Annotated in this window: 12 protein-coding genes, 1 rRNA gene and 4 pseudogenes; 8 read left to right on the top strand and 9 right to left on the bottom strand. The window is 34.9% G+C overall.

The features are described 5' to 3' along the window. Positions 1 to 35: 35 nt before the first annotated feature. On the bottom strand, positions 36 to 662 hold the full coding sequence (gene rlmE, locus A9G25_RS06095) for a 23S rRNA (uridine(2552)-2'-O)-methyltransferase RlmE (protein ID WP_065626199.1): 627 nt from the start codon (positions 660 to 662) through the stop codon (positions 36 to 38). Between the two features lie 96 nt (positions 663 to 758). On the opposite strand from rlmE, the gene yhbY reads away from it, so the two are divergent. Beyond that, positions 759 to 1,052, top strand: a complete 294-nt coding sequence (gene yhbY, locus A9G25_RS06090) for a ribosome assembly RNA-binding protein YhbY (protein ID WP_065626198.1) — start codon at positions 759 to 761, stop codon at positions 1,050 to 1,052. A 71-nt stretch (positions 1,053 to 1,123) separates the two neighbouring features. On the opposite strand, the pseudogene A9G25_RS12320 reads toward yhbY, so the two are convergent. Both A9G25_RS12320 and greA read right to left on the bottom strand, forming a co-directional pair. Then, positions 1,124 to 2,330, bottom strand: a pseudogene (locus A9G25_RS12320) (transposase). 175 nt (positions 2,331 to 2,505) lie between these two features. Continuing rightward, positions 2,506 to 2,982, bottom strand: a complete 477-nt coding sequence (gene greA / locus A9G25_RS06075; protein WP_065626195.1) for a transcription elongation factor GreA — start codon at positions 2,980 to 2,982, stop codon at positions 2,506 to 2,508. A 297-nt stretch (positions 2,983 to 3,279) separates the two neighbouring features. On the opposite strand from greA, the gene A9G25_RS06070 reads away from it, so the two are divergent. The 3 genes from A9G25_RS06070 (at position 3,280) to hslO (ending at position 6,185) form a co-directional block, all read left to right on the top strand. After that, on the top strand, positions 3,280 to 4,824 hold the full coding sequence (locus A9G25_RS06070; RefSeq protein ID WP_141675020.1) for a hypothetical protein: 1,545 nt from the start codon (positions 3,280 to 3,282) through the stop codon (positions 4,822 to 4,824). Between the two features lie 100 nt (positions 4,825 to 4,924). Next, positions 4,925 to 5,320, top strand: coding sequence for a ribosome-associated heat shock protein Hsp15 (gene hslR / locus A9G25_RS06065; RefSeq protein ID WP_218057554.1), 396 nt, complete (start codon positions 4,925 to 4,927; stop codon positions 5,318 to 5,320). A gap of 1 nt (position 5,321) precedes the next feature. Then, the gene (gene hslO, locus A9G25_RS06060; RefSeq protein ID WP_065626192.1) at positions 5,322 to 6,185 is read left to right on the top strand and encodes an Hsp33 family molecular chaperone HslO; all 864 of its coding nucleotides are present in this window, start codon (positions 5,322 to 5,324) and stop codon (positions 6,183 to 6,185) included. Between the two features lie 180 nt (positions 6,186 to 6,365). Here the strand turns inward: hslO and tsaA are convergent, their stop codons facing one another. The 4 genes from tsaA to metN all read right to left on the bottom strand — a co-directional run bounded on the left by tsaA (position 6,366) and on the right by metN (position 9,901). Then, on the bottom strand, positions 6,366 to 7,088 hold the full coding sequence (gene tsaA, locus A9G25_RS06055; RefSeq protein WP_065626191.1) for a tRNA (N6-threonylcarbamoyladenosine(37)-N6)-methyltransferase TrmO: 723 nt from the start codon (positions 7,086 to 7,088) through the stop codon (positions 6,366 to 6,368). Between the two features lie 110 nt (positions 7,089 to 7,198). Next, entirely contained in the window at positions 7,199 to 8,101 is a 903-nt protein-coding gene (gene metQ / locus A9G25_RS06050; RefSeq protein WP_065626190.1) for a methionine ABC transporter substrate-binding lipoprotein MetQ, read from the bottom strand. 14 nt (positions 8,102 to 8,115) lie between these two features. Further along, entirely contained in the window at positions 8,116 to 8,757 is a 642-nt protein-coding gene (locus A9G25_RS06045) for a methionine ABC transporter permease (RefSeq protein ID WP_065626227.1), read from the bottom strand. A 112-nt stretch (positions 8,758 to 8,869) separates the two neighbouring features. Further along, positions 8,870 to 9,901: a methionine ABC transporter ATP-binding protein MetN gene (metN, locus tag A9G25_RS06040; RefSeq protein ID WP_065626189.1), complete on the bottom strand. Its 1,032-nt coding sequence runs from the start codon at positions 9,899 to 9,901 to the stop codon at positions 8,870 to 8,872. A gap of 118 nt (positions 9,902 to 10,019) precedes the next feature. Between metN and gmhB the strand changes: the two genes are divergently transcribed. From gmhB to A9G25_RS13170, 3 genes and pseudogenes are all read left to right on the top strand, one after another. Further along, on the top strand, positions 10,020 to 10,556 hold the full coding sequence (gene gmhB, locus A9G25_RS06035; protein ID WP_065626188.1) for a D-glycero-beta-D-manno-heptose 1,7-bisphosphate 7-phosphatase: 537 nt from the start codon (positions 10,020 to 10,022) through the stop codon (positions 10,554 to 10,556). A gap of 84 nt (positions 10,557 to 10,640) precedes the next feature. Then, positions 10,641 to 11,556: pseudogene (locus A9G25_RS06030) on the top strand (transposase). A 163-nt stretch (positions 11,557 to 11,719) separates the two neighbouring features. After that, a pseudogene (locus tag A9G25_RS13170) lies at positions 11,720 to 11,833 on the top strand (IS3 family transposase); the annotation flags it as partial. 41 nt (positions 11,834 to 11,874) lie between these two features. Here A9G25_RS13170 and A9G25_RS13360 read toward each other — a convergent pair. Then, positions 11,875 to 12,084 (bottom strand): DUF4184 family protein, encoded by a 210-nt coding sequence (locus A9G25_RS13360; RefSeq protein WP_081297173.1) that lies wholly within the window; start codon positions 12,082 to 12,084, stop codon positions 11,875 to 11,877. A 5-nt stretch (positions 12,085 to 12,089) separates the two neighbouring features. Then, a pseudogene (locus tag A9G25_RS13355) lies at positions 12,090 to 12,209 on the bottom strand (hypothetical protein); the annotation flags it as partial. Positions 12,210 to 12,756: 547 nt separating this feature from the next. Here A9G25_RS13355 and A9G25_RS06025 point away from each other — a divergent pair. Further along, a 16S ribosomal RNA gene (locus A9G25_RS06025) occupies positions 12,757 to 13,217 on the top strand; the annotation flags it as partial.

Genomic DNA, 13,217 nt, shown 5'->3' with positions numbered 1-13,217 from the left:
TAACAAAGTATGGTACTACAAAATTATACAACTGGCTACTTCATACCCATTGCAACAATATAAACTTCTCGAGACCGTGCCCGTGATGCTTCAGGCTTACGAATTTTGACCGTTTTAAACATTGAACGGACTTGCTTTAGGTACTCTTCAAATCCTTCACCCTGAAACACTTTAACAATAAAATTACCATTAAGAGCAAGTACGTCTTTACACATATCCAACGCTAGTTCAACTAAATACATTGCTCTTGGTATATCAACTGCGGGTTGCCCACTCATATTTGGCGCCATGTCTGACATGACAACTTGGGCTTTTTCTTCGCCAACTCGTTCAAGTAACGCCTTTAAAACTGTTTTATCCCGAAAATCGCCTTGAAGAAAGTCAACGCCAACAATGGGAGCCATGGGAAGTAAGTCACAGGCAATAATACGCCCTTTATTGCCGATAAGCGATGCGACATATTGTGACCAACCACCTGGAGCTGCACCTAAATCAACAACTGTTATTCCTGGTTTAAATAATTTATCGCTTTTTTGAATTTCTTCAAGTTTGAACCACGCTCTAGAACGGAGCCCTTTTTTTTGTGCTTGTTGTACAAAGCGATCATTAAAATGCTCATTGAGCCAGCGCGTTGAACTTGCTGAGCGTTTTTTATTACTCACAACTAATAAATCCTTAATGTAAAAGGTCACTTCATTGATTACAAACATATATAAGGGTAGAATAGCAAAATTACAACTTAATGTGATAAAAATTTAATGAATTTATCGAATAAACAAAAACAGTATTTAAAAAGTGAAGCTCATCATTTAAAACCTATTGTGATGATTGGGGCTAATGGATTTACCGAGGGTGTACTTGCCGAGATTGACAACGCTTTAAATTTCCATGAGTTGATTAAAATTAAAGTTTCTGCTGAAGATCGTGAAACAAAAAGGCTTATTTGTGATGCAATTGTACGCGAAACAAAAGCGTTACCAGTGCAATTGGTTGGTTCTAATTTCACTATTTTTAGATCAAGTGAAGATAAAAAAATCTCATTACCTAAATAAATATAATAACAGGACTAAGCCCTGTCAGATTGATGACAAACCTCGATATAATTCGGGGTTTATTTTTTTATTTAAACCATAAATAGGATTTTTAATTTGGATTTTATTAAATAAATTAAAAAATAGCCTAAAAAACGTAACAAAAATAGCTTTATCGCTATTTTCTTGATATTTTGAACCGTTGCGGCCAATAAACACTGCATTTGAACCTGCGTTCTTCTCCTAAATCGTGCATAGCGATGTCCGTGGTGTTGTTTAGCATCAGCAAAGCTGCGCTCTATGGTCTCTTTTCGCCGAGCATATACTTTTTTACCCCACTGACTTAAACGAATCTCGTTGGCTTTCTCTTTATCTGCTTCCCAGATATGGTGTGTGATGACTTTCTGTGTATTTTTACTCTGTGTACACTGTGACAATAACGGACAGACTTTGCAGGTTGCTACATCACAATGATGATGACGATAACCCAATACCGGATATATCTGCTCTGCTAGCAGTAAATAGCAAATGGGAGCCGTAAAATAACCCGCATCAAGGCCGACACCAACCGGATTAAAGCCAAACCGCTCTAACAGGCGTTTTAATCGAGCCATATAAGGCCGGGAATCATGGATGTTTCCGGCTGTGACATAAGTATCGGTAATTAAATTATGTTTGCCATCAATCGTTCGGTGATCTAAGTAGAATACCCCTTTAGGCTTGCCTTCTCGATGCATAAAGCCACTGTCCGGATCTGTTGTACTGACTTTGACATCCTTGTATTTCTCTACCGTCGATGGCTTGATTAAGCGCATCAATATATTGACTGGGCTCAACAATACACTGCTCATTAAGTGCCTTGCCTTTATTGGCATTTGCTTTCAGGTGAGTACTATCCGTATATAAAACCCGACCACTTATCAGCCCTTTGGCAATGGCCTGCTCAGCAATATTATCAAAAATCTGTTGATAGATTTCACTGTCATTAAACCGACGGCGACGATTTTGGCTGAGTGTTGAGGCGTCAATTACTTTTTCGGTTGATCCCATTCCCAGAAACCAGCGGTAAGCTAAATTGACCTGAATTTCCTGAACCAGACGACGTTCACTGGAGATACCGAAAAGATACCCCAATAGCATGATTTTAAACAGTCTGACCAGATCTTCTGCCGGACGACCGTTATTAGGGCTATAAAGAGGTGCTACCGCGTCTCGAATAAATTCAAAATCCATGACTTTAGCTATTTTACGAACAAGATGATTTTGAGGGACAAGCACATCTAGCGAGATTTGCGCTATTTTTTCTGGTGTCGATGAAGTTGTTTTTTTAACATAGAAGAATTTCTCTTATAATGGACTCCTCTCTATTAGATCAAAGAACTCGCCAAAAAGCGAGTCCTTTGTCATCAATCTGACAGGGCTAAGCCCTGTTTGTTTATCATCTATCTTTGTGAGCGAGTGATTTATTTAATAATTAGATATATTCAACCTTAACGATATCAAATTCTACATCACCCCCTGGCGTTTTAATTTGTACTGTATCACCGTTTTCTTTGCCGATTAAGCCTCTAGCAATAGGTGAATTGACTGAAATAAGATTTTGTCTGTAGTCAGCTTCATCATCACCCACGATGCGATAGGTTGTCTCTTCGTCTGTTTCAATATTTATTACTGTTACTGTAGCACCAAAAATAACACGTCCAGTATTTTTTACTTTGGTAATATCAATAACTTGAGCTTGTGATAATTTACCTTCGATTTCTTGAATACGGCCTTCACAAAAACCTTGCTGTTCTCTTGCTGCATGGTATTCAGCGTTTTCTTTTAAATCTCCATGAGCTCTTGCTTCTGCTATTGCTACCGTTATTTGTGGTCTTTTAACATTTTTTAGCTCTTCTAATTCCGCTCGTAATAGTTCAGCTCCCTTTACTGTCATTGGGATTTGTTTCATCTAAGTATCTCCCGTTTTTACTTATTTAGTAAATAACTATCACTTATCTTAATCAAAAGAAAGAGAAAGTTAATTGTTTTTTTGGTTATTTAAAAATATTATAGTGAATAATTATATATTAACTGTAAAGCTGACTTAATAACAAATTATTTATACTGAAAATGAGATGATATTTTGATTAAAATCAGTTATCGTAATGTAACTACCAGTAGTTCATCATAACAATTATATTTATTTATGCGACAATTACGATTTTATATAATCATTTCTCTGTCCTTCGTTTGGTTTTTTTTATTGTTGTCTTATTTTGTTTTACAAACCTCGTTCGGAGCAAAAATAGTTAGTTATCAGTTATCCAAACTAAGTTCGTATACAATTTCAATCGACAGTATTCATCACTCTTTTTCAAATTTTTACGAATTGGTTTTTGATAATGTTGTTGTCAGTGATAATAAGCAAGAAATTGTTACTGCCCCTAAATTAGTTGTAGGGTTGGATAAAAGTGATTTATGGCAATTAAGGCATTTTAATTATGTTACTGTCATTAATGGTACTATTAATAATACTCAATCCAAGCATTATGCTTTTTCAACAAACACACTAAAATTTGTTAATTCAACCGTTAATATTCTGGCTAATAATGAAAAAGACAAACTTTCTTTCTTAAAAATCAATGGAGGGATTCAACCTTTTTTTTCATCAGGGGTAGATAAATACCAATTTGATTTTTCCTCACAAGAAACTTTAGTGAATGATGTGCCAATAAAGTCTTTGCTCATTCAGGGGTTTTATCGAGATGGTATTACAACCATTACTAATTTAGGTGGAAATATTAATGAAGGATTTTTTGTTAGTAAATTAAAAATACAGGCAGACAATATTTTAGATATTGAACAATTAAAGTTGCATAATATACATTTTCAATCAACTGATGATGATTTTTTTGATAGATATTCTCATGTCCTTCCAAAGTTAACAATCAAACAATTATCGATACAGGAAAGTAGTATTCTGTTGCCTAGTTTTTTAATGGAAAAAGGCAATATTGAAGCGACTAATCTTCGTTATGATGGACAATGGCATTTCGAACAGGGCTCCTTTATTTTTACTGCTGAGGAACTAGTTTGGCATAATGAGTTATTTTCGTCAGTATTAGCACAATTATTATTTCAAGACCAAGAAGTGACAATTCAAAAAGTACTAGCAAAATGGAGTAAAGGTAGTATAAATTTTTCTGGTAAGTGGACAGATAATACTTTACATTTAGAGCAATTAACGTTAGCAGATATTTTTTATGAAATTCCTGAAAATCTGGAACAGACTTTGTTACCTAAAATTTTTAGAAATATTAAACTTGATAAGCTGACTGTTTTTCAAAGTTTGATAATTAGAAAGCAGAGCGATTTTCCTTTTAGTCTATATAATTTTCAAGCTTCAGGTAAAGATATTACTTTAGCAAAAGCGCAAAAATTAGGGATATTTTCAGGAACTGTCTTTTTTAAATCTGAAAAAGCTTCGTTAAATCGAATTGATATTCGTTATCCAGATCTTGTTCTCAAATTTGATTCTAATAACCATCCTTCATTAATTTTTAGTTCTTTAGCTAATGGGGGAATAATTGAGTCGAGAGTAACAGTTGATTTATCACAAAATGAACCGTTATCTTTGCAATTTGATGCTTATGGAGTAACAAGCTCACTACTAGAAAATTGGAAATTGATAAAACAACCGCCAAATGCTATGAATTACTCAGCTAATTTACATGGTAAATTACAACCATTTAATTTCTCAGGTAAATTTTCGACAAATGGGAATGATTATATCATTAGTTTTGCGCATTGATTTTTACAAAAGAATCCTTATATAACATCGTTAAGATGTTTAAGTTATTATGTTCATTTGAGCTTAAAAACTCAATAATAAGTAATATGAGGTAGTAATAGTGCTTGTAAGATTAGATAAATGGCTTTGGGCAGCAAGATTTTATAAGTCTCGATCGTTAGCACGAGAAATGGTTGATGGTGGCAAAGTGCATTATAATGGCCAACGCACCAAGCCAAGTAAGCTTGTTGAAGTCGGTGCAATCTTAACGCTACGCCAAGGCTCTGATCAAAAAACAGTTCGGATTTTGGCTATTAGTGAACAACGAAGAACTGCCATTGAAGCCCAGCAACTTTATCAAGAAACTTCTGACAGTATTGCTAAACGTGAAGCAATAGCACAAGCACGTAAACTTAATGCATTGACAATGCCTCATCCAGATAGAAAGCCAGATAAAAAGGAGCGGCGTGATTTGATTAAATTTAAATATGATAGGCAACAAGGTGACAACAGTTAATATGGATACTTTAAATCGATTTTTATTTGATAACCACCCAATTCGTGGTGAAATTACCCGTCTTGAACAAACATACCAAGCGGTGTTAGATAATCATACTTACCCTGTTGCAGTACAAAATTTACTTGGTGAATTATTGGTTGTAACCAGTTTATTAACAGCAACACTAAAATTTGAGGGTGATATTGCGGTTCAGTTGCAAGGTGATGGTGCGTTGTCGTTAGCTGTTGTTAATGGTAATGATCAGCAACAGTTGCGTGGTGTTGCTCGGGTTAATGGTGAAATTGCTGACGACGCAACACTCAAAGATATGGTGGGTAATGGTTATATTGTTATTACTATTACACCTAAAAATGGCGAGCGTTATCAAGGTATTGTCGGGTTAGAAAAAGATACACTTATTGGTTGCATCGAAAACTATTTTATGCAATCAGAGCAGCTTCCTACTCGTTTATTTGTGAAAACAGGTGTACATAATAATAAGCCAATGGCAGCAGGTATTTTATTACAAATTTTGCCAGCTAATGATGATACTGCTGAATCATTTGAACATTTAAGCGCATTAACCGAAACAATTACGGCTGATGAGTTATTACAGCTCTCTACTGACGAGATTTTGTATCGTTTATATAATCAAGAACAAGTACGTCTTTTTGAAACAGATGATATTACTTTTAAGTGCGGTTGTTCACGCCAACGTAGTGAAGATAGTTTAATGACGTTACCCGCTAACGAAATTGATGAGATCTTAAGTGAAGATGGCAGTAATATTGATATTCATTGTGATTATTGCGGAAAGCATTATTTGTTTGATTCTATCGATATTGCTGAAATAAGAAATAGGCATAAGGTCAATTATCATTGATCTTTAATGTTTTACTAAAAAACCACTAAAATTATATAGATAAGTTTAGTGGTAAAGTGAAATATAGAAAATTAAACTTATATTTCACTTTACCAGAATAAATGAACAAAGCTTTTTTAACGGTTTTGTGTGTTTTCTAAATGATATTTATAAATCACTTCATTGTGCTAATTAAAAACTCTATTTACTGTTTATTTCTTCCTCATAAATATTTTCAATAATGGCGTGATTATTGGCGATCTTCCATTTTATATTAAAATGATAAAGTGTGATTCCATAGGTTTGTTCACAATTATTATTTTGTTTGTACGCAGGCCTTGGATCTTGAGATATTACTTGGGTAATTAGTTCGGTAAGTTGAGGATAGCTCTGTTTTTGTAAATCTAATATTAATTGTGCTTTTTGTGAAAATTCAACGGTTAATTTTTCATCTGGAGTAGATTGTGCATATCCTGCAAAGGCGTTAGGATGACTGTCACAATAAGGTAGATAAGGTTTTATATCAATAATTGGTGTACCGTCGACTAAATCAAGGCTACCTAATTTCAAAATGATTTGTTTGTTTTCAATGATGATATCTTTTAATTCAACAGCTGAAAGACCAATATGATTAGGCCTAAATGGTGATCGGCTAGCAAATACGCCTATTGTTTTATTGCCACCTAAACGCGGTGGGCGGATGGTTAGTCTCCATTTTTCTGGATCGATATGGTGAAATAAAAATAATAACCACAAGTGTGAAAACTGTTCTAATCCTTTAATACTACTAGGATCGTTATAAGGAGCTAGCAAATGAAGTTCCCCTTTTCCTGCGCTAACTAAATTTGGCTGTCTTGGAACAGCAAATTTTTCACTATAGGGGGAGCGGATAATGCCGATGGGGTCAATTTGATATGTCATAATCCATATTTGATTGAATTTATTCTACAACTTGTTATTTCTATGTGAGAAAAAGCTAATATCGTCGACCTAAGCCGACGATATTAAGGTAAATAAATCGTTGTTATTTATTATTACCAACCGCGAATCGCACCACCATTAAAGATTTGGTTTGCTTTTTCAGCTACAGCTTCAGTTTGGTAAGATTTAACAAAGTTTTTGACGTTTTCATCATCTTTGTTATTTTCGCGCGCAACGATGATGTTGACATATGGTGAGTCTTTGTTTTCAACAAAAATTCCATCTTTACTTGGTGTTAAATTTACTTGTCCTGCAAATGCATTATTGATGATTGCTAGATCAACTTGAGCATCATCTAGCGAACGTGGCAACATTGGTGCTTCAAGTTCAATAATCTTATAGTCGTAAGGATTGCTAGTAATATCAAGAACTGTTGGTAATAGACCTTTTGCTTTATCAACCGTAATCATTCCTTCGTGCTGTAATAATAGTAATGCTCGACCTAAATTTGTCGGATCATTAGGAATAGCAATTGTTGAATTGGCCGCAATAAAAAATGTTTCACCACGCGGTGAAGTTACTTTTACGCCTTCACCTGTTTCTTCTGATTGAGTAATTGGTTTGAGTTTTTTGGAATAACTTGCAATAGGGTAAACAAATGAGTTACCTACAATATCTAATTTATAACCACGTTCTTTGATTTGTTCATCTAAATAAGGTTTGTGTTGAAAAGCATTTAAGTCAATTAAACCATCATTCAATGCTTGGTTTGGTGTAACATAATCATTAAAAATAACGAGTTCAATATCTAAATTATAAAGATCTTTTGCTTGTTGTTTAGCAACTTCAGCTACTTCTTGTTCTGGTCCTGAAATAACACCAACTTTAAGTGTGCTAGATTGGGTTTTATCTGCTGGTTTGTTATCTGTTGTAACTGATTGTTTATTATTATCACAACCCGTTAAAAAAAATGCACTCACTAATGTGGTGATAAGTGCGAACTTTTTGATTGACATAAGATTCTCCAAAATTAATGATGAGTAGTGCGTTTAACAATACTATTGCCAATAAATTGAATAATAAAGACAATAATAATTAGTATAATTAAAACTGTATTCATTATAGCAGGCTTATAGCCATTATAGCCATATTGAATGGCGAGCTGGCCAAGACCTCCTGCACCGACAGCGCCGGCCATGGCAATATACCCTGTTAAGGTGATTAAAGTAATTGTCATACTATTTACAATCACAGGTAATGACTCAGGTAATAAAACTTTGTAAATAATTTGTAGCGGTGTTGCCCCCATGGAGCGAGCCGCTTCAATTAATCCCTTTGGTACTTCTAATAAAGCATTTTCAATCATGCGAGCAATTAATGGCGATACTCCAATACTTAATGGTACGATAGCTGCTTGTTTGCCAATAAAAGTTCCTATAAAGAAAGTAGTAAAAGGAATAATCCAGACAATTAATATAATAAACGGTATTGAGCGAAATATATTAGTAATAAATGAAAGTACGCTATTTGCTACGTAACAATCTAGAATTTGTCCTTTTCTTGTTGTATAAAGTAATATGCCTATTGGTAAGCCAATAATAGAGCCCCAAAATCCAGACATAATGACCATATAAATGGTTTCATCTGTTGCTTGAGCCATTTTAAATAACATAGCTTCATTAAAACCATTAAAAGATGAACAAAAAACAACAAAATCGTTCCAAAAATTATATTGAGTTAAGTATCGAAATAACGACTCGAAAGGCTTAAAAGAGGGAATAAAATCAAACATAACCTAGCACCTCTACTTTGGTGTTATTTTTTTCTAAAAATTGGATTGCAGATGTAATCCTTTTAGGATTACCTTCCATTTGGGCTAGCATTAAACCAAATTTAACACCACCAGCATAATCCATTTGCGCGCTAATGATGTTGCTTTCGATACTAAATTCTTTAGCCATCTGTGATAACAAAGGTAAATCAACCGAGACTCCCGTAAATTCTAAGCGAACTAAAGGATTAAGGCCTTCTTTAGGATCTTGAGATAACCTTGCTAAATAATCGTCAGGGATATTTAGGTGTAAAGTTGATTGTATAAACTGTCTTGCTATATCGGTTTTAGCGTGGGAAAACATTTCGCCGACCGATGATTGCTCAACTAATTCGCCATTACTGATTACTGCGACTTGATCGCAAATCTGTTTTACTACATCCATTTCGTGAGTGATTAATAAAATAGTAAGTCCTAATTTTTGATTAATATCTTTCAATAATTTCAAAATAGAACGGGTTGTTTCGGGATCGAGTGCGCTAGTTGCTTCGTCGCATAAGAGCACTTTGGGATCACTAGCTAAAGCTCTTGCAATAGCAACGCGCTGTTTTTGCCCACCTGATAAATTAGCAGGGTACACATTTGCCTTTTCAGTCAATCCAACTAATTTAATAAGCTCGTTGACCTTTTGCTTGATTTTTGCTTTAGGGGTTTTATTAAGTTCTAGTGGAAAAGCGATATTATCAAAAACAGTGCGCGAGGAAAGTAGATTAAAATGTTGAAAAATCATACTAATCTTTCGACGTACTTCAATTAGTTTTCTGTTTGATAGGTGAGTGATTTCTTGATTATCAAAAAATATTTTACCACTAGTCGGTTTTTCAAGTAAGTTAACACAACGGATAAGGGTACTCTTTCCTGCCCCTGATTTGCCAATAACACCATAAATCTTTCCTTGTGGAACATGTATAGTGATGTCTTTCAATGCATGAATAGAGGTTTTATTATGTTCAAATATTTTCGAAATATGTTGTAATTTTATCATAATATATAAAGACAAAAGATGAATGGATGAATATTAAGACGTCTAGACATCTAAGTCAATCAATAATATGCTATATGAATTAGAGTAATATCTAAAATTAAAAGGAAAAAAAGTAAATATGAAGCCAGCTATTTTTTTAGATCGAGATGGTACTATTAATATAGATTATAATTATGTACATACAATTGATAAATTCCACTTTATTGATGGTGCTATTGAGGCGATGCAACAGCTCAAAGAAATGGGTTTTTTGTTAGTCATTACAACCAATCAATCAGGGATTGCCAGAAATATATTTACTGAAGAACAATTTCATACATTGACTGAATGGATGGATTGGTCATTACAAGATCGTGGTGTTGATTTAGATGGTGTCTATTATTGTCCTCATGATCCGCTAATTGATAACTGTGAATGCCGCAAACCAAATCCGGGTATGATTCAAATAGCAGCTAAAGAACTAAAAATTGATATTGCTAATTCTTATATGGTCGGGGATAGAGTGTCTGACTTATTATCGGGTAAAAAAGCTGGCGTTAAAAAAACTGTGTTAGTAAAAACGGGCGATACCATAACAGAAGAAGCATTAGAACAAGCTGATTGGGTTATTGATAGTTTGGCTGATCTACCAAAAAGAATAAAAAAACAATCTTGATTGTCTGATTGATGACAAAGGACTCGCTTTTTGGCGAGTTCTTTGATCTAATAGAGAGGAGTCCATTATAAGAGGAATTCTTCTATGTTAAAAAAACCAACTCCAGCGATACCAGAAAAAATAGAGCAAATCTCGCTAGATGTGCTTGTCCCTGAAAATCATCTTGTTCGTAAAATAGCTAAAGTCATTGATTTTGAATTTATTCGAGAAGCGGTAGCACCTCTTTATTGCCCTAATAACGGCCGTCCGGCAGAAGATCCGGTCAGACTGTTTAAAATCATGCTATTGGGGTATCTTTCGGTATCCCCAGTGAACGTCGTCTGGTTCAGGAAATTCAGGTCAATTTAGCTTACCGCTGGTTTCTGGGAATGGGATCAACCGAAAAAGTGATTGACGCCTCAACACTCAGCCAAAATCGTCGCCGTCGGTTTAATGACAGTGAAATCTATCAACAGATTTTTGATAATATTGTTGAGCAGGCCATTGCCAAAGGGCTGATAAGTGGTTTGGCTTTAATGCGGTTGGTGTCGGCCTTGATGCGGGTTATTTTACGGCTCCCATTTGCCATTTACTGCTGGCAGAGCAGATATATCCGGTATTGGGTTATCGTCATCATCATTGTGATGTAGCAGCAACCTGCAAAGTCTGTCCGTTATTGTCACAGTGTACACAGAGTAAAAATACACAGAAAGTCATCACACGCCATATTTGGGAAGCAGATAAAGAGAAAGCCAAACGAGATTCGTTTAAGTCAGTAGGGAAAAAAGTCTATGCTCGGCGAAAAGAGACCATAGAGCGCAGCTTTGCTGATGCTAAACAACACCACGGACATCGCTATGCACGATTTAGGGGAAGAACGCAGGTTCAAATGCAGTGTTTATTGGCCGCAACGGTTCAAAATATCAAGAAAATAGCGATAAAGCTATTTTTGTTACGTTTTTTAGGCTATTTTTTAATTTATTTAATAAAATCCAAATTAAAAATCCTATTTATGGTTTAAATAAAAAAATAAACCCCCGAATTATATCGAGGTTTATCATCAATCTGACAATCTTGATTGTTGTTTTAACTAATACAATGTTTATATTAAACTATAACTATCCCCTAAAATAGTATAGCAAAAAAGTAGAAAATTCTCTATGATAAAAGTAAAAGGGGATTTAATTATGAAAAAAATGACTGAACATCAAATCGTAGTTATTTAAAAAGAAGCTGAAGCTGGTATTCCTGTCAAGGAACTGTGCCGTAAATATGGCATGGGAAATTCAACTTTCTATAAAAGTTGAATAGAACAACCAGACGGATAAGTAAAAGAGTTCTACCCAATATGAGGCATTATGCCAATAACTGCCGATGTTAAAACAACTACCCAATGCTGACAGCAATATTTACTCCAGTTGAAAGTTAAATAATTATCAAATCGCTTATAAAAGAAATTAAGTAAATTTTTAATTAAAGTATTTCGAATGATAAAATGAAAAATATAAGCAACAACTAAGGTCGTTGGTAAATCAAATAAAAATACCAGCTAGACTATGATTTAAAGCACTTTTTACCTCTACTCTTAATAAAGTATTCCATACTACCAATAATCAAAACCGTTATAGAAAATAGATGGGGGTTTTTATATAGAGGTAATATGATAGCTGGATGAGCGAATGTAAAAAGGCAATTTTTATTCTAACGTAATAAAGAGCATTTAATTTGAAGTTATTTTGTCTGTTATAAGAAATATAATCAATCTACCAAAGATATAAATATTAAAATTTGGTTTTACAACAACTCAATTTAGTTTGTTTTTAGCTCATATTGAGTAAAAAAAACGCAAACGAAAAAAAATTGCAATTAACAGTTGCACGAAATTTTTAAGTCCCTATAATGCGCATCCACTGACACGCAGTCAGCGACAAGCAGACGGAAAGTTAGTGATTAAGTGAGATCGAAAATTTAAAAAAAGATCTTGACGAATAAAAAGGTGTGGTGTAGTATACGCAACCCTTGAGACAGTGAACTGAATCAACGAAAGGTTGATGAAGAAGTAAAAGCTGTTAGCTCTTTAAAAAGAAGAAACAGACAATCTGTGTGGGCACTTGCGAGACAAAAGATTAAAAGTCTACGGACTTAAAAGATAAAAGTCTTGATAAGTGACACTGAAGATTCATTTGAATATGTCAGAGACAGTTATTGAGTATCAAACTTTAAATTGAAGAGTTTGATCATGGCTCAGATTGAACGCTGGCGGCAGGCTTAACACATGCAAGTCGAACGGTAACATGAGTGCTTGCACTTGATGACGAGTGGCGGACGGGTGAGTAAGGTATGGGGATCTGCCGAATGGAGGGGGACAACAGTTGGAAACGACTGCTAATACCGCATAAAGTTGAGAGACCAAAGCATGGGACCTTAGGGCCATGCGCCATTTGATGAACCCATATGGGATTAGCTAGTTGGTGGGGTAAGGGCTCACCAAGGCGACGATCTCTAGCTGGTCTGAGAGGATGACCAGCCACACTGGAACTGAGACACGGTCCAGACTCCTACGGGAGGCAGCAGTGGGGAATATTGCACAATGGGGGGAACCCTGATGCAGCCATGCCGCGTGTATGAAGAAGGCCTTCGGGTTGTAAAGTACTTTCGGTGATGAGGAAGGAGATGTATCTA

The sequence above is a fragment of the Gilliamella sp. Bif1-4 genome, from assembly GCF_001690535.1.
In the GTDB taxonomy this organism is placed as follows: Bacteria; Pseudomonadota; Gammaproteobacteria; order Enterobacterales; family Orbaceae; genus Gilliamella; species Gilliamella bombi.
Note: the sequence above shows the minus strand (reverse complement) of the source record. Positions and strands in the feature narration are given on the sequence as shown.

What these genes read in the sequence shown, in the direction of transcription:
- yhbY (WP_065626198.1), top strand. Translation starts at nt 759, where the DNA reads ATGAATTTATCGAATAAACAAAAACAGTATTTAAAAAGTGAAGCTCAT.
- greA (WP_065626195.1), bottom strand. Translation starts at nt 2,982, where the DNA reads ATGAAACAAATCCCAATGACAGTAAAGGGAGCTGAACTATTACGAGCG.
- hslO (WP_065626192.1), top strand. Translation starts at nt 5,322, where the DNA reads ATGGATACTTTAAATCGATTTTTATTTGATAACCACCCAATTCGTGGT.
- metQ (WP_065626190.1), bottom strand. Translation starts at nt 8,101, where the DNA reads ATGTCAATCAAAAAGTTCGCACTTATCACCACATTAGTGAGTGCATTT.
- A9G25_RS06045 (WP_065626227.1), bottom strand. Translation starts at nt 8,757, where the DNA reads ATGTTATTTAAAATGGCTCAAGCAACAGATGAAACCATTTATATGGTC.
- metN (WP_065626189.1), bottom strand. Translation starts at nt 9,901, where the DNA reads ATGATAAAATTACAACATATTTCGAAAATATTTGAACATAATAAAACC.
- gmhB (WP_065626188.1), top strand. Translation starts at nt 10,020, where the DNA reads ATGAAGCCAGCTATTTTTTTAGATCGAGATGGTACTATTAATATAGAT.